This window comes from Mycobacterium sp. (assembly GCF_049673265.1).
Classification (GTDB): domain Bacteria; phylum Actinomycetota; class Actinomycetes; order Mycobacteriales; family Mycobacteriaceae; genus Mycobacterium.
Window position 1 is genome coordinate 15,905 of record NZ_JBATXN010000561.1, and the last position, 15,779, is coordinate 31,683.

At 64.9% G+C, this 15,779-nt stretch carries 14 protein-coding genes and 1 pseudogene; 8 read left to right on the top strand and 7 right to left on the bottom strand.

The features are described 5' to 3' along the window. Positions 1–10: 10 nt before the first annotated feature. A complete protein-coding gene (locus WBF82_RS19135; protein WP_424384520.1) occupies positions 11–589 on the bottom strand; it encodes a peptidoglycan endopeptidase in 579 nt (192 codons plus the stop codon). Between the two features lie 313 nt (positions 590–902). Continuing rightward, positions 903–2,615, bottom strand: coding sequence for a DUF4407 domain-containing protein (locus WBF82_RS19140; protein ID WP_424384521.1), 1,713 nt, complete (start codon positions 2,613–2,615; stop codon positions 903–905). A gap of 241 nt (positions 2,616–2,856) precedes the next feature. On the opposite strand from WBF82_RS19140, the gene WBF82_RS19145 reads away from it, so the two are divergent. Beyond that, on the top strand, positions 2,857–3,204 hold the full coding sequence (locus WBF82_RS19145; RefSeq protein ID WP_424384522.1) for an aminopeptidase: 348 nt from the start codon (positions 2,857–2,859) through the stop codon (positions 3,202–3,204). A gap of 46 nt (positions 3,205–3,250) precedes the next feature. Here the strand turns inward: WBF82_RS19145 and WBF82_RS19150 are convergent, their stop codons facing one another. Then, on the bottom strand, positions 3,251–4,267 hold the full coding sequence (locus WBF82_RS19150) for a DNA topoisomerase IB (RefSeq protein ID WP_424384523.1): 1,017 nt from the start codon (positions 4,265–4,267) through the stop codon (positions 3,251–3,253). Positions 4,268–4,409: 142 nt separating this feature from the next. Between WBF82_RS19150 and WBF82_RS19155 the strand changes: the two genes are divergently transcribed. The 3 genes and pseudogenes from WBF82_RS19155 to WBF82_RS19165 form a co-directional block, all read left to right on the top strand. Next, positions 4,410–4,973: a hypothetical protein gene (locus WBF82_RS19155; protein WP_424384531.1), complete on the top strand. Its 564-nt coding sequence runs from the start codon at positions 4,410–4,412 to the stop codon at positions 4,971–4,973. A 95-nt stretch (positions 4,974–5,068) separates the two neighbouring features. Continuing rightward, a complete protein-coding gene (locus WBF82_RS19160) occupies positions 5,069–5,497 on the top strand; it encodes a type II toxin-antitoxin system Rv0910 family toxin (protein WP_424384524.1) in 429 nt (142 codons plus the stop codon). Next, a pseudogene (locus WBF82_RS19165) lies at positions 5,487–5,626 on the top strand (ornithine decarboxylase); the annotation flags it as partial. The gene WBF82_RS19160 and the pseudogene WBF82_RS19165, both read left to right, overlap by 11 nt. 35 nt (positions 5,627–5,661) lie before the next feature. On the opposite strand, the gene WBF82_RS19170 reads toward WBF82_RS19165, so the two are convergent. Then, positions 5,662–5,967, bottom strand: coding sequence for a LapA family protein (locus tag WBF82_RS19170; protein WP_424384525.1), 306 nt, complete (start codon positions 5,965–5,967; stop codon positions 5,662–5,664). 106 nt (positions 5,968–6,073) lie between these two features. Here WBF82_RS19170 and WBF82_RS19175 point away from each other — a divergent pair, with 106 nt between their 5' ends. Together WBF82_RS19175 and WBF82_RS19180 are read left to right on the top strand one after the other, a co-directional pair. Further along, positions 6,074–7,378, top strand: coding sequence for an NAD(P)/FAD-dependent oxidoreductase (locus WBF82_RS19175; protein WP_424384526.1), 1,305 nt, complete (start codon positions 6,074–6,076; stop codon positions 7,376–7,378). A gap of 28 nt (positions 7,379–7,406) precedes the next feature. Beyond that, the gene (locus WBF82_RS19180) at positions 7,407–8,591 is read left to right on the top strand and encodes a glycosyltransferase (RefSeq protein ID WP_424384527.1); all 1,185 of its coding nucleotides are present in this window, start codon (positions 7,407–7,409) and stop codon (positions 8,589–8,591) included. 2 nt (positions 8,592–8,593) lie between these two features. On the opposite strand, the gene WBF82_RS19185 is transcribed toward WBF82_RS19180, so the two are convergent. Genes WBF82_RS19185 through malQ form a run of 3 tightly spaced genes read right to left on the bottom strand, consistent with a single transcriptional unit; the run spans position 8,594 to position 12,116 of the window. Next, positions 8,594–9,052 carry a nuclear transport factor 2 family protein gene (locus WBF82_RS19185; protein ID WP_424384532.1) on the bottom strand — a complete coding sequence of 153 codons (459 nt, stop codon included), beginning with the start codon at positions 9,050–9,052 and terminating at the stop codon, positions 8,594–8,596. Next, on the bottom strand, positions 9,052–9,933 hold the full coding sequence (locus WBF82_RS19190) for an LLM class F420-dependent oxidoreductase (RefSeq protein WP_424384533.1): 882 nt from the start codon (positions 9,931–9,933) through the stop codon (positions 9,052–9,054). Before WBF82_RS19190 ends, WBF82_RS19185 begins: the two co-directional genes overlap by 1 nt. A 20-nt stretch (positions 9,934–9,953) precedes the next feature. Further along, entirely contained in the window at positions 9,954–12,116 is a 2,163-nt protein-coding gene (gene malQ / locus WBF82_RS19195; protein WP_424384528.1) for a 4-alpha-glucanotransferase, read from the bottom strand. Positions 12,117–12,418: 302 nt separating this feature from the next. Here malQ and eccB point away from each other — a divergent pair, with 302 nt between their 5' ends. Together eccB and eccCa are read left to right on the top strand one after the other, a co-directional pair. After that, on the top strand, positions 12,419–13,939 hold the full coding sequence (eccB, locus tag WBF82_RS19200; protein ID WP_424384529.1) for a type VII secretion protein EccB: 1,521 nt from the start codon (positions 12,419–12,421) through the stop codon (positions 13,937–13,939). Continuing rightward, positions 13,936–15,779 (top strand): type VII secretion protein EccCa (gene eccCa, locus WBF82_RS19205; protein ID WP_424384530.1); only part of this gene is annotated, 1,844 nt, incomplete at its 3' end. The genes eccB and eccCa, both read left to right, overlap by 4 nt.

Sequence of the window (15,779 nt, forward strand, 5' to 3'; positions counted from 1 at the left end):
CTCGGTGGCCCTAGGCAGCCGCCGGCGGCTCGTCAGGCGCCGGCGCGGGCGGTTGATTCTCTACCGGCTCGGCGGGAGCCGGAGCGGGGTCCGGTGGCGGAGGCAGTTCGTTCTGCACCGGCTCGACCGGAGCGGGTTCGGGAGCAGGCGGCGGGGGAGGCTCGGGAGCCACCGCGTCCGCCAGCACCGCACCGGGCGGCGGCGGGGCATCCTGCGAAGCGCCGGGATCCACCGGAAGGAACATGTGATGGGTGAACTGGGATTGGTAAGCGCCGCCGCCGCCGATGCGCACGCCGCCGCGTTCACCGCTTGAGACGGGCGTTCCATCCGGCAGCGTCACCGCCGTATGACCGCCATTCCAGCCGATCACCAGAGCGCCAGGGGCGGTGCCGTATTGGAAACCGCGTGCCAACAAGGCTGATTCTTCATTCCCGGTATTGAACCGTTCGGCGAAGGCCGGGCGGTTTGTAGCGACATTCGATACCAGGGACGCCAGACCCGAACAGTCCGTTCCGCCCGGCGAATAGCCATGGCTATACGGCGTTCCCGACATCTGGTCAAGCAGCGCCATGATCGTTTCTGCAAACATGGGGCGGGACATTAACAACAAGATCAAAACCGACCAAAATATGTGTCGGCCATCACTTTGTTATTACTGAATGGCCTACCTTACATTTCTGAGTAAAAACCGCAGCTAGGAGCGGGTCAAGAATTACTTATTAGACACACGTAAAGGATTTAATAATTCTTCACTTTTCGTGGTTTCGGTCTCAGATGCGCAACCTTACGACAATAACTGGTTTCGGCGAAAGAGTTGTTCCCGCTGGTGAGCGATATTGGAGTGGGACGCCGCTTTCCCAGCCCATTTGAGGTTTCGATCACAACAGGGTTACGGCCGCCCATTACTGAGCAGGCGGCAATTGCCGTGGGCCGTCAGCCGCGCGCACCTCATGTGGTCCGTGGCGCTCGGTCAGCCCGCGCTGCGCCGCACGCTGCGTCAACGACACGCCGTCCACCCCCGTTGTGGATAGCCGCTCTGACATCACGGTTTGCGCGCCGTGATCGTCGTCGCCGGCAGCGATAGCGGACGATCCGCCCGATGGCGCGGGGCGGGCACTCTGCTCGGTATCGACGACGACCTTGCGGGTGCGCCTGAGCGAGAAAGTGATTTCCTCGACTTCCTCCAGCACCTGACGCGCGGTGCGTAGCGGGTGGGTTGACGTGTCGATCGCGCGGGCGACAAAGCCCGGCACCATCGGACGAATCCAGCGAGCGGCCGCCCTGGTGACATCTGGGATGGTCGGGATCGGCGACGTAGCAGGCACGTCCCTTGATTCCAGTGCGGCGGGCAGGTTCGGTGTATCGGCCGCATCGGTTTCCACAGTCGCGTGGGGCAGCGCGGTCGTGGCGCGGCTGGCTGCCTCAGCCTCGGCGGCGATCGGTAGGTAGATGTCGTCGGCCACCGGCTCAGCGACGGACGCTGCGCCTTCTAGCGCGGCGCTCACGCGCTGGCGAAGCTGCGCGCGGTCGATCTCGGTCTGTGCCTCGACGGCCATCCGGGCGTGGGCGAGTTGCTGTTCGGCCCACATCGTTTCGGCCGCCGCTCGCACCTCGGCTCGTTTGATCGCGATCGCGGTCTCCGCCTCCAGCTCGGCGCGTTCGCGTTCAGCGTGGGCTTTGGCGTGGCGATCGTGAGCCGTTTCACCGCGCCATAGCCGCAGTATCAAGGGGAACAAGCTCAATAGCGTGAAGAACGCGATCGCCAAGAGCCGCAGCATTAGTGCGCCGGCGCCGGCCAGGGTGAGGTCCTGCATTGCCAGCCACCGCGCGCCTAGGCCGTGGTCGGCGTCGGCGGACGCGGATTGCTGCGCTCGTGAGAGCGCCCACTCGCCGTCGCCGATTTTCGAGTCCAGGTCACCAGCTTGCCGGTCGCGAGTGGCCGTGGCGGTGTCTAGCCGTCGCTGAGAATCTGCGAGAAGCTCATTGGCTGTGCGGGTTTCGGGACCAGATCCGGGGACGCCGGTGATACGGGTTTGCGGGCAGGCCGGGCTCGGATGGTATTCGCAGCGCGCAACCACGAGTGCCTCGTCGCGATGAATGCGTGCCTTATCGACCGCCGTGTCAAGCGCGGCACGCGTGTTGCGCAGTTGCGCCAGGCTGGTGGATGCCTGGACGACCATTGGCGCGGCGTCGGCGCGGCGCGCGGCCTGTAGGTCCAGTTGACGATCGATCGACCCGGAGAGCAGCACCAGAGCGGTGACCTCACCCACGACCATGCCGACGGCGGCCGCCACCAGTGCGCGACCCACAAATCCGCGCAGTCCGCGCACCGGTCCGCTGGCTACGCCGCGAGTGATCGCGCCGACCAACAGGCCAAAGATCAGCGTGAACGGCATTATGGCCAGCACCGGCCAGCGCGTTGCTTGCAGCACGGCGAGCGTCGCCACCAGCCAGCACACAGCGGCATCCAAGATCACGACTATGCCGGCGATCGCGTGCGCGGACCGCTCGTGACGCTCGTCGAGTTCGCGGCGCTCTCCGCCACCGACCCAGGTGAGCAAGGCTTGAATTTGCGAGCCGCTGGTTCGCGGTTCGGTCACTTTGTGGGCGCACATCGGATGCGAAACACCTCCAGGTTCTGCCAGCCTGACAGGCCTAGGCCGGGATAGAAGAATCAGCGGGTGGATGTGTGGCGCGGTTAACAGCACGGCCGAAATCGCCCAGCCCGGTTCGCGCCAGTGCGACATCCGAATTGTCTCATAACCGGCACGGCCAAGGCTGACAGCGTGCGACGTTTGGCGTACTTAGGCGAACGGGTAACTCCTCAGCAAATGACTGCGGGCTAAGGAGCACAACGTGACATTGCGGCGGTTGGTTCTGGTGGTGGGTGCGGTGGTCCTCGTCGTCGGGATCATCGGGTTATTTGTGCCAGTGTCGGTGTCGGACGGCAACGGAGGCAGCCTCGGATGCGGAAGTGCCGCGGTCTCGAACCTGTCCAGCGCTCAAGAGGCAAACAACAAGTCGGTAGCAAGCATCCCGTTTCTTAACGAGGTAATCCCGCACACCGATTTTGTTGCCGAGTGCCAGTCAGCGCTTTCCGAGCAGCGGAAGTGGACCATTCCGGTAACCGTGATCGGCGCGATCGTCGTGGTCGCAGCATATTTCGTGCGAACAGACCGATCCGCTGCCGTGGGCAGCATCTGACATCTGTCAATCAGGTTCGACGGCAACCACTTTCGAACTTCCTCGGTTAGCTGCGCGCGACGCGTTTGATCATCCGCGCAGTGGCTCGCTCGATTGTTTCGCGCTTTGCCTCCGGCGTTCGCTGCCGTTTGATTCTGCGCAATGCCGGGGCGATGGTGACGCCTTGTTCATAGGCGGTCACGACGCGTGGATCCACATAGGAGCGCCGCGCCACCGCCGGTGTGTTACCCAATTCTTCTGCCACAGCGCGCATCACGGCCGCCTCTTCGCGACGGCGAGCCGTCTTCGACGTAGGCTCTCGGGCGACGGCGAACGCCTCGGCGGCCAGCACCGTGCCGTGCCAGGTCCGCAGATCCTTCACACTGAACTCCTCACCCACCAGCTCCCGAAAGCGGGTGTTGAGGTCGTCGGCGTGAACCTCCGACCAGCCATCTGAACTGCGATATACCAGCAGCCGGGGAATCTTCGTTTCGGCGCGCAACAGCGATCCAACCGCCTTGATCACCAGCGGATCTTCAAGGGAAATCGTCCGGCGCACGCCGCTTTTCGCGGGATAGTCGAATTCCACACAGCCCCGATGTAGCCGCACATGATCACGACGCAACGTGGCCAGCCCGAAGCTGCCGTTCTCTTGCGCATACTCCTCACCGCCGGCCCGGAAGTAACCCTGATCAATCAAATGCTGGGCCAGCGCCAGCACGCGATCGCGTCCCAGCCCGCGGCTACGTAGATCGGTGAGAAGGTGCAGGCGCCAGTCCGGCAGATGTTTGGCCAAGCTGACCGCCCGGTCGTACTTCTCCTCGGACCGCTCGGCCTGCCATTGCTCGTGGTAGATGTACTGGCGGCGGCCGGCGTCGTCAACGCCGACTGCCTGGATGTGGCCATTGGGATGTGGACAGATCCACACGTTCTTCCACGCCGGCGGGATAACCAGAGCCTCGATCCGCGCCAAGCATTCCGGGTCGTCGACGCAGTCGCGCTCGGCGTCGACATAGGAGAAGCCGCGGCCTCGGCGAATACGACGAAATCCTGGGCCGCCGACGGTGCTTTTCCGCAACCTCATCTGCGCACCTGCGGTAGCTGCGTTTTCATCGCTCTGGATTACCCATGGCGGTATCTGCCTAACACCACTGGCACAGCGGGCTTCGGCCGACACGATGGGATCAGCCGCGGTGTCGGAAGACGACGTGAGACGGTATGTAGTTATGCAGGGCTATGACTACGTCAGCTACGAGGCTTTTGGGCGCCGATTCTTCGAAGTCGCCGTGACGGCGGAACGTGTCGGCGCTGCCTTCGCCGCGTTCGCCGGCACCGAGTTCGACATGGAACCGATCGCACAGGGTCCGGGCAAGATCGCCAAAGTCAGCGCCCGGGTGACCATTAAGGAGCCGCAGGTCAGCCGTAACGTCGGCGACAGCATCACTTTTGACATCCACATCCCACTTCTCATCGACCTGCTCCTCGACCTACGGCTGGACAAACAGCGGTTCAAGGTTGACGGTGACATCGCGTTGACCGCGACCGCGCGCGCCGCCGAGCCGCTCCTGCTGATCGTCGACGTCGCCAAGCCACGGTCGCGGGATATCACCGTAAACGTGTCGTCGACAAGCATTCGCGGCGAGGTGCTGCGCATCCTGGCAGGCGTTGACGGGGAGATCCGGCGTTTCATCGCGCACTACGTCAGCGATGAAATCGATTCGCCGCAATCCCAAAAAGCACAAGTCATCGACGTGGCCGAGCAACTCGATCAGACCTGGACCGGTATCTGACCGCGCCAGTGAGCGCCACCCCCGCGGTTTATCGTCCGCCCACGCCCGGGTATGCAAGCCCAGCCGCATTGCAGCAAGAGGGAGGATGACCCCGGGTGGCCCGAGTAGATGTCTCGACGTCGTCGGATTTGGCGCCGGAATCAGCCTGGAAGCTGGCGTGCGATCTGCATCGGTTTGGCGAGTGGATGACGATATTTGCCGGTTGGCGCACTCCGGTTCCGTCCAAGATCAGCAAGGGCACGCAGGTGTCGTCGTGCGTGAAGGTGAAGGGTTTTCGTAACGTCATCCATTGGACGGTCACTCGGTACGACGAGCCGGAAGCGATCGAATTGTCCGGCCGCGGCCGTGGCGGGATTCGAATCGCGGTAGCGATGACCGTCGCTGACAACCATCCCGGGTCGACGTTTCATCTGACCGCTGATTTGTCGGGGGGTCTGTTGAACGGGCCGATCGGGAAGCTGGTCGCCAGAATCATCAAGTCCGATGTGCATGACTCGGTTTGCAACCTGGCTGCCTTGCAGTAAGCCTTCGCCGGAGGAACTGCAGTTGGACAACGTCATGCTGCCGCGCGACGCATTTTCGGGCCCACCGAGGTTGTCGCCGCAGACAAGGCGCCGGGCCGCGTTGCGGCAGAACAGATCACACCGTATCCGTGTCGTCGCCGCGAGCTGATGGGCACCGGGCGAGCTTAGTCAACGCCGACGTCGTGGGCGTTGCTCCATTCGCGTTGGACGTGCCGGATTCGGCGCGAGTCCATGCCCAACCAGGCGAAGCCCGCACCGGTCGCAAGCAACGCGACTACGGCTGCGCCGATTCCGACGCCGACCGCTCGTTCAGCGAAGCTGGCCAGGCAAACCACAAAAGCCACCACGCCAGCCGCCAACAGGAAAAGGCCGGGCGTCTTTGCGCCGTTCTTCATCGATTCGCCCGCGCGTGGCCGCGTGGTCCGGTGGTGGTCGATAGCGTCGCGCGAGGTGTCTCCCATTCCGCTCATCTACCCGGATCGCGGAGCGAGAAAACGACTCCCAGGCGGGGGCGGCGAAACCCGACGACAGAGCGCGTAGCGGTGCGGCTGGCCGATGGCCGCTAGAGTGGAAACGATGACTTCGGTCGTAGTTGTGGGCAGCGGATTTACCGGCTTCGAGTGTGCACGGCGACTAGGCCGGCGATTACGCAGATCAGACGTGGACGTCACGATCATCTCGCCGGTCGACTACATGCTCTACACACCGCTGCTGCCCGACGTAGCTGGCGGAGTCGTCGATCCGCGGTTCGTGACAATCCCGCTGGCTGGGACGCTCAACGGGGTGCGCAAAGTGCGCGGACGGGTCGACAAGGTCGACCTGGAGCAGCGCCGGCTGCTATTCACCGATCTGGAACAGCGTTCCTGCGAGATGTCGTGGGATCGGCTGGTGTTGACGCCCGGGTCGGTCACCCGATTGTTCGACATACCTGGATTAGCCCATTACGCAAGGGGTTTGAAGTCGACAGCCGAGGCGCTCTACCTGCGCGACCACGTTCTGGAGCAACTGGAATTGTCCTGCCTCGAAGACGACGCCAAGCTCGCCGAAGCCCGCCGCACGATCGTGGTGGTTGGCGCGTCCTATTCCGGTACCGAGCTGGTCGTGCAGCTTCGCGCACTGGCCGACGCCGCAGCCAAGCAGATGCCCTTTGACGCATCCGCGGTGAAATTCGTGCTGCTTGACCTTGCCCAGCAAGTGATGCCCGAGGTCGGTGAGAAGTTGGGAGCTCGGGCGATGCGGGTGCTGCGGCGCCGTGGAGTTGACGTACGGCTAGGCCTGACGCTGAACGAAGTTCACCCGGATCACGTTGTGCTAAGTGATAACTCGCGGATAGACACCCGAACCGTTGCATGGGTTACCGGAGTGACCGCTGCTCCGCTCATCGAGACGCTAGGCCTGCCGACGGAGAAGGGCCGGCTGAAGGTGCAGACCGATTTCGGCGTGCCCGGGCACCCTGATGTGTTCGCCGCCGGCGATGCCGCCGCAGTGCCCGACGTGACGCAACCCGGCAAGATCACACCCCCCACCGCCCAACATGCGATTCGTCAAGGCAAGGTCCTCGCCAACAACGTGGCCGCCAGCCTCGGGCACGGGAAGAAGCGCGAATACAAGCACCGCAACCTGGGGTTGGTGGTCGATCTCGGACCCCATAGGGCCGTGGCGAATCCGCTGGGAGTTCCGCTGTCCGGCTATCCGGCGAAATTCGTTACCCGGGCATACCACTTGTACGCCATCCCGCGAGGCGTCAACCGCTGGGCGGTTACGTTGGCCTACCTGACCGATGTCATTTTCCCGCGGACCCTGGTGTCGCTTGGGCTGTCGACACAAAGCGATGCGGAATTCTCGACCAGCGAAGGCATTCCGCTGCCGAAGACCGACTGAGTCCGTCACCACGAGTTAAGCTCCGCCGATGCAGTTTGTGGTCGCAGGATATGGAAGTCGCGGAGACGTCGAGCCCTGCGCCGCCATCGCTGCCGAGTTGCTGCGTCGCGATCACGATGTGCGAATGGCGGTGCCGCCCAACCTGCTTGGCTTCATCGACTCGGCAGGGCTTTCTGGAGCCTCTTACGGGCCGGACTCGCGTGAGGAGATGAACCCCGGCTCGGATTTGGTCCGCAACATCGCGCCGAGGATGCGGAATCCGATCAGCGTGGTGCCCGAAGTTGTCGAGCATGTCACCCAGATCAAGCTCGAAAAGGGCGCGACGCTTTCGACGCTGGCGAAAGGGGCCGATTTGGTATTGGCGAGCTTCAACGAACAAGGGCTGGCCGCCAATGTCGCAGAGTATTACGGCGTTCCGGTAGCTGCGCTGCATCTCTTCCCGGAGCGCATTTGGTCATCTGACTGGCTGTTTTCACGGATGACGAAGGTCGCCGAAGACGCTCAACGCCGGGCGCTTGGGTTACCGGAGGCAACCGTGCCCTCAACGCCACCGCTGGAAATCCAGGCCTACGACGAGTTCTGCCTGCCCGAGTCGGCAGGCCAATGGGTCGAAGCAGATCGGAGCCGGCCCTTTGTCGGGGCGCTCACCCTGGAGTTGCCGACGGACACCGATCACGAGGTTCTTTCGTGGATTGCCGCGGGAACACCGCCCGTCTACTTCGGTCTCGGCAGCACGCCTATCACGTCGGCGGCCGAGACCTTCGCCATGGTCAGCGCGGCCTGCGCCCGGCTAGGGGAGCGGGTGTTGATTTGCTCCGGGCCCAATGACCCCGCCACTGTCGAGCATTCCGACCACGTCAAGGTTGTAGATGCGGTGAACCACTCGGCGATCTTTCCCGCGTGCAGCGCCGTCGTCCACCATGGCGGCGCAGGCACCACGGCCGCGGCCTTGCGCGCCGGAATCCCGACGTTGATCCTTTGGCTGTGGCTCGATCAGCCGTTCTGGGCTGCTGCGGTGCAACAACTGGAAGTTGGTTTCGGGCGGCGTTTTTCGGATACCGCCGTGGAAACACTGGTTGCCGATTTGCGCCTGCTGCTAAGCCCGCAATACTCGGCCCGGGCCCGCGAAATCGCCGGCCGAATGACCAAACCCGCCGAAAGTCTCACCAGGGCCGCCGATTTGTTAGAAGAAGCCGCTCGGCAGGGACGGTGAACTCACTGAGACCGCACCTGGCGCATCGGCCGGGTTTCGATGGCGTTGATCGTCAACGTGCGGCGGGCAAACCGCCATCCGGCATCGGTCCGTTGATACTCGTCGTCGTAACGAAGATGCCACACCACATCGGTCAGCTGATCGCCGCGTCGAGTCCAGTGATGCGCGACGCAGGCAATGCGCCCGCGGGCACTGTCGGGTTGCGGGCCGACGTCGTAGACCTGGCCGACGATCGCGTGCTCGGTGCGGACAGTGGCCGCGACGGCGGTGATCGCGGCGGCGATCGCCGCATGACCGCGGTGACGTTGGACAGCGGTCAACTCACCCGGCGGGTCGGGCAGCACCAGCTCGGCTGTCTCAATGAAAAGCCCTGTGACACGGTCAAATTGCCGGTCGTCGACGCCGGCCGCATACCGGTGTGCCAAGTCGGCGAGAGCAGCGCGGTCGGTCGGGTCGAGCATCACGTCGACAGCGAAAGGCGTTGCGCACAGGCCGACAACTCGTCCTTGGCCTGCTGGAGGTCGTTGATCGGCGGCATGGCCAACACTAGCCGGTTGGCACCATGCGCGGCGAGCCTGTCGGCTCGTTCGGCGTCGATCTTGGTCACCGAATGCCCCAGCGATACTTCGATATCGGCGGGATCGCGTCCGGCAGCCGCCGCCTCGTCATGCATCAGGGTCAGCAGGCCGTCCAACTGTTCGCCCGTCACGCCCAGGGGCTGGAACCCGTCACCGAAGCGCCCGGCCCGACGAGCAGCGGCTTTGCTGTGGCCGCCGATGTGTATCGGAAGCTGCTGTCCGGCAACTGGTTTCGGACTGCAGACCACGCTTTCGAACTGAAAGAACTCGCCACGATGTGTGACCCCCTGTTGCCGGTCATCCCAGAGCGCCCGTAACACCGCCAACTGCTCGTCGGCGCGTCGCCCCCGGCTTTCGAATTCGGTGCCGCAGGCTTCGATCTCTTCCCGCAGCCAGCCGACACCGACGCAGAGCCGAAGCCTCCCGCCGGACAGCGCATCGACGGTCGCCGCTCGTTTGGCCAGCACCACCGGATGGTGGTTGGGCAGCACCAGAACTCCGGTGGCCAATCCGAGCCGGTCGGTATGGCCGGCCAGAAACGACAGCAGGTCAAGCGGGTCGGGGACAGGGCAGTCGGCCGCCAATTCGACCCGCCCCGAGCGGTCATACGGGTAGACGCTGTCGTATCGGGTAGCCAACACGGTGTGCTCGACGGCGATGATCGATTCGAACCCGCACGCCTCGACATGGCGCGCAAAGGCCGTCATCCACCGTGGGTCGGCGGTGACCCCCGCGGCGACCGGGGCGACGACTCCGAACTTCACGACGCTCATGTACCCGAAAGCTAACAGGTCGGTCGGGTGGGCGTAACGGCTGTCTGCGCGCGCATCGCTTCGGCCAGGGCGATCGCTCTGGGGCTGGTAAACACGTCCTCGAGCAGCACCGGTCGGCCGTCGGGCCCGCTGAGCGGAACCCGCCAATTGGGATACTCGTCGGTGGTGCCGGGCTGATTCTGAGTCCGCCGATCTCCGACCGCGTCGGTCAACGAGACGCCGAGCAGCCGCGAGGGCGTTCGGCCCAGGTATTGGTAGAGGGCCAGGATGGTCTGCGCCGGATCCTTTTTCGGGCCGGCTTCTTTCGACAACAGCCCGACGCGGCGCAGCTCGGCGATCCACGCCGCCCGCTCGGTTTTCGCGGCGTCGAGCTCCTCGTCGACGGGTCGGGTCAGCAGGCCAAGCGAATCCCGCAGGCGCACATGCTCGTCGGCCAGATAACCCGCGGTCGGTGGCAGGTCGTGGGTGGTCACCGACGACAGGCAATACTCTCGCCACCGCTCGGCCGGCAGCGGGCCGCCGCCGCGGTCGCGGTCGAGCTCGAACCACAGAATCGACGTGCCCAGCACACCGCGGTCGCGCAGGTAGTCCCGGACCCATGGTTCGACCGTGCCGAGATCTTCGCCCACCACCAGTGCGGCGGCTCGGTATGCCTCCAACGCGACGATGCCGATCATCGCCTCGTGGTCGTAACGCACATATGTGCCTTGCGTGGGTGGTTCGCCTTGGGGAATCCACCAGAGCCGGAACAGCCCGATGATGTGGTCGATTCGCACCCCGCCGGCGTGCCGCAGCACGGTGCGGATCAGTGCGCGGAACGGTTGATACTCCTGCTCTTCCAGCCGATCCGGGCGCCACGGCGGCTGCGACCAGTCCTGACCCAATTGGTTGAACTCATCCGGCGGTGCACCGGCGGTGACCCCGAGCGCCAGCACGTCCTGCAGTGCCCAGGAGTCGGCGCCGTTGGGGTGCACGCCGACGGCGAGGTCGTGAATGATGCCCAGCGACATCCCGGCCGCCACCGCTTGCGATTGCGCCGCGCCGAGTTGCTCGTCGAGCTGCCACTGCAGCCAGCGGTGGAAATCCACTGCCTTGGCGTGCGCGGCGACGAACGCGCCGACACCGTCGGCGGCGGGATGCTGCAGCGAGTCGGGCCACTGATGCCAGTCGGCGCCGTATTCCTCGGCCAGCGCGCACCAGGTGGCGAAGTCGTCGAGGGCAGCGCCTTCCCGGGCGCAGAACGCGGCATACGCCAGTTCGCGCCCCGCCGTGCGCGGGACGCGATACACCAGCTCCAGCGCCTTCCGCTTGGCTGCCCATGCCGTGTCGCGATCGATGGCGTCCACCGAGTTCGCGTGGCGCTGCACGTCGTCGCGTAACCGCCACACCCGGCGGCGCTTATCCAGGTAAGCGAATTCGGGAATGGCCTCGACCCGCAGGTAAAGCGGGTTGACGAAGCGCCGCGACGTCGGCAGATACGGCGACGGCTCCATCGGCTTGGTCGGCGCGGCCGCGTGTAGCGGGTTGACCAGCACATAACCCGCGTCGTGCGCTGAAGCGGACCAGACCGCAAGGTCAGTGAGATCGGTAAGGTCGCCGACGCCCCAGGACTGTCGAGAGCGGACGCTATATAGCTGGGTGGCCAGCCCCCACGCCCGACGACCGCCCAGCCGCTCGGGCAGGCCCAGCCAGCCCGGCGTCACGATCAGCGCCGCGCTGGCCTCGTCGTCTCCGGAACGCAGATGCACCCGGTGGTATCCCAGTGGCAGATCGGCGGGCAGAACGAAGCTGGCCTCGCCGATCGAACGCCCGTCGAGCTCGAACGGCGCAGCGAAGTTGTCGACCTGGCGTATCCCGGTGCGGACGGTCCCGTCCTCCAGCGCAACCCACACCTGCGCGGGATGACCGTGGGTCACGTGCACCCAGAACGGCGTCTGGGTACCGGCGCGTCCAAGGATGGTGGGCGGTAGCGGACGCGACCAGTGCGCGCGATCGTGCGCGATCAGCGCCGCGTTGCGCGTCGCCTCCGTGCCGGCGGCCACGCCGAGCGCCGCCAGGACCGCCACCAGGGTGCTTTCCGGCACGCCGATCCTGCGACTGCTCCAGTCCTCATACTCTGTGGCGATCCCAAACCGCCTGGCGAGTTCGACCAACGACGGCGCCAGTTCAGTCATCCCGCCATCTTGCTTAATCAGATGTCCGAAATGCGACCCGATTGTTCACCTCACGGCAATTTTTTCACAGGCCTGAGTTTGCTCTTCGCCGTACGATGCGCAGTGAAGTTTTCATCGATTTCCCCCCTACTTGATGGCAGGTGACAGCACTGTGGCGCAGACCACTCCCGGCGCGGCCGCTGATGAGCCAGGCGCCTACACGCTCGCGTGGCGAGGTGGCGCAGGGTGCCCTACGGTTAACCGTGTGAATCGTGGGACTACGCAGCACCCATCCCTTCCGTCTGCTTGGAGCGTGAACAACCGTGGCTGATTCGAACGGCGGCAAGGGAGGGTCGGGTTACGGCCTCGGACTTTCCACCCGGACGCAGGTAACCGGTTACCAGTTTTTGGCGCGCCGTACCGCGATGGCGTTGACCCGGTGGCGGGTCCGGATGGAGATCGAGCCGGGTCGCCGTCAAACGCTGGCGGTCGTGGCGTCGGTGTCCGCTGCGGCGGTGATTTGCCTGGGCGCGCTGCTCTGGTCGTTCATCAACCCGTCGGGGCAGCTGAACGAGTCACCGATCATCGCCGACCGCGATTCCGGCGCACTTTACGTCCGGGTGGGGGACAAGCTTTATCCGGCGCTGAACCTGGCTTCGGCCCGGCTGATCGCGGGCCGGGCGGATAACCCGCACAAGGTCCGGTCGGGTCAGATCGCCGAGCAGCCGCATGGCCCACTGGTCGGTATCCCCGGCGCGCCGTCGGACTTTTCTCCGACCAAGCCCGCGTCGTCGTCGTGGCTGGTGTGCGACTCGGTGACGCCGACGGCGGGCGTGGGAGCGCCGTCACCGGTGACCGTCACCGTGATTGACGGAACGCCCGACCTGTCGAATCACCGACACGTGCTGAACGGGTCCGACGCGGTGGTACTGCGCTACGCAAACGACACCTGGGTGATCCGGCAGGGACGTCGGTCGCGCATCGACTCGTCAAACCGGGCGGTGTTGTTGCCGTTGGGTCTGACCCCGGAGAACGTCAACCAGGCCCGGCCGATGAGCCGGGCGCTGTACGACTCGCTACCGGTGGGCCCCGCGCTGTCGGTCCCCAAGGTGCCTGACGCCGGAAAGCCCGCCGGCTTCGCCGGTGCGCCTGGACCGGTGGGGACCGTGATCGTGACACCGCAAATCAGTGGGCCACAACAGTATTCAGTGGTGCTGGCTGACGGTGTGCAGACCGTGACGCCGGTCGTCGCCCAGATCCTGCAGAACGCCGGAACCCCGGCGGGCAATGCGCCGGTGGTCGTGGCGCCGGCGTCATTGGCGAAGATGCCGGTGGTCAACGGGCTGGATTTGTCGGCCTACCCGGACGGCCCGCTGAAGGTCCAAGACATCCGTGATAACCCGGCGACCTGCTGGTGGTGGGAGAAAACCGGCGGTGAAGAGCGGGCCCGCACCCAGGTGATCTCCGGGCCGACGATCCCGGTGAAGGCCAGCGATATCCAAAAAGTGGTGTCGCTGGTGAAGGCCGACATTTCCGGCCGCGAAGCCGATCGGGTGTTCTTCGGACCCGACTACGCCAACTTCGTGTCCGTCACCGGCAACGACCCGGAGTCCACCACATCAGAATCGCTCTGGTGGCTCTCCAGTTCCGGTGTCCGGTTCGGTGTGGACAACTCCCGTGATGCCCGTTCCGCGCTCGGATTGACATCGCAGCCGAGCCCGGCGCCGTGGGTGGCGTTGCGGCTGCTGGCAGCGGGCCCAACCCTGTCGCGCGCCGATGCGCTGGTACGCCATGACACTCTTCCGACCGATATGAGCCCTGCAGAATTGGCGGTACCGAAGTGAAACAAGGTTTTGCACGCCCAACGCCCGAACGCGCACCCGCGGTCCGGCCCGAGAACATCGTCCTACCGACACCGCTGAGCGTCCCGCCGCCGGAAGGCAAGCCGTGGTGGCTGATCGTGGTCGGCGTGCTTGTGGTCGGCTTGCTGGTGGGCATGGTTGGCATGACCGTGGCCAACGGCTCGCGGATGTTCCTGGGTGCTGGTTCGATCTTCCCGATCTTCATGATCGGCGGGGTCGCGATGATGATGTTCGGCGGTCGTTTTGGCGGCCAGCAGCAGATGAGCCGGCCCAAACTGGACGCGATGCGCGCCCAGTTCATGTTGATGCTCGACATGCTGCGCGAAACCGCGAACGAGTCCGCCGACAGCATGGACGCCAACTACCGGTGGTTCCACCCGGAGCCGACAACGCTGACGGCGGCGGTCGGATCGTCCCGGATGTGGGAACGCAAGCCGGACGGCAAGGACCTCAACTTCGGAGTCGCCAGGATCGGTGTGGGCATGACGCGGCCCGAGGTGACCTGGGGTGAGCCGCAAAACATGCCGACGGACATCGAGCTGGAGCCGGTGACCGGTAAGGCGCTGCAGGAGTTTGGCCGCTACCAGAGCGTGGTCTACAACCTGCCCAAGATGGTTTCGCTGCTAGTCGAGCCCTGGTATGTGCTGGACGGCAATCGCGACCAGGTGATGGGGTTGATGCGGGCGATCATCTGTCAGCTGGCCTACTCGCACGGCCCGGACCACGTCCAGATGATTGTTGTCAGTTCCGATCTGGCGAAATGGGACTGGGTCAAGTGGCTGCCGCACTTCGGCGATCCACGCCGTCGCGACGCTGCAGGCAATGCGAGGATGGTATACGGGTCGGTACGTGAGTTCGCCGCCGACCAGGCCGAATTGTTCGCCGGCCGTGGGTCTTTCACGCCTCGGCACGCCAGCTCGTCGGCGGAGACACCGACACCGCACCACGTAATCATCGCCGACGTCGACGACCCGCAATGGGAATACGTCATCAGCGTCGACGGCGTTGACGGCGTCACGTTCTTTGACCTGACCGGTTCTGCGCTGTGGACCGGTAACCCGGAGCGGGTGCTGAAGTTCACCAACGATGTCGGGGTGATCGAGGCGCTGCCCCGTGACCGCGACACCTGGATGGTGATCGACGACAACCGGTGGTTCTTCGCTCTGGCCGACTACGTGACCGAAATAGAGGCCGAGCAGTTCGCGCAGCGGATGGCGCACTGGCGACTGGCCGAGGCCTACGAGGAGATCGGCCAGCGGGTAGCGCAGATCGGTGCCCGAGACATCCTGTCCTACTACGGGATTGAAGATCCGGCCGAGATCGACTTCGAGTCGTTGTGGGGCAACCGGCGAGACGGGCTGTCCAGCCGGTCCCGGTTGCGCATCCCGTTCGGTAACCGCTCCGACAACGGCGAGCTGCTGTTCTTGGACATGAAGTCCCTCGACGAAGGCGGCGACGGCCCGCACGGGGTTATGTCGGGTACCACCGGTTCAGGTAAGTCCACGCTGGTGCGCACTGTGCTCGAGTCGCTGATGCTGGGGCATCCGCCGGACGAGCTGCAGTTCGTGTTGGCCGACCTTAAGGGTGGATCGGCGGTCAAGCCGTTCTCCGGTGTGCCGCACGTATCGCGGATCATCACCGACCTGGAAGAAGACCAGGCGCTGATGGAACGCTTCCTGGACTCGCTGTGGGGCGAGATCGCCCGCCGCAAAGCGGTGTGCGACAACGCCGGTGTCGATGACGCCAAGGAGTACAACGAGATGCGCGGCCGGATGCGCGCACGCGGCCAGGACATTCCGCCGCTGCCGATGCTGGTGGTGGT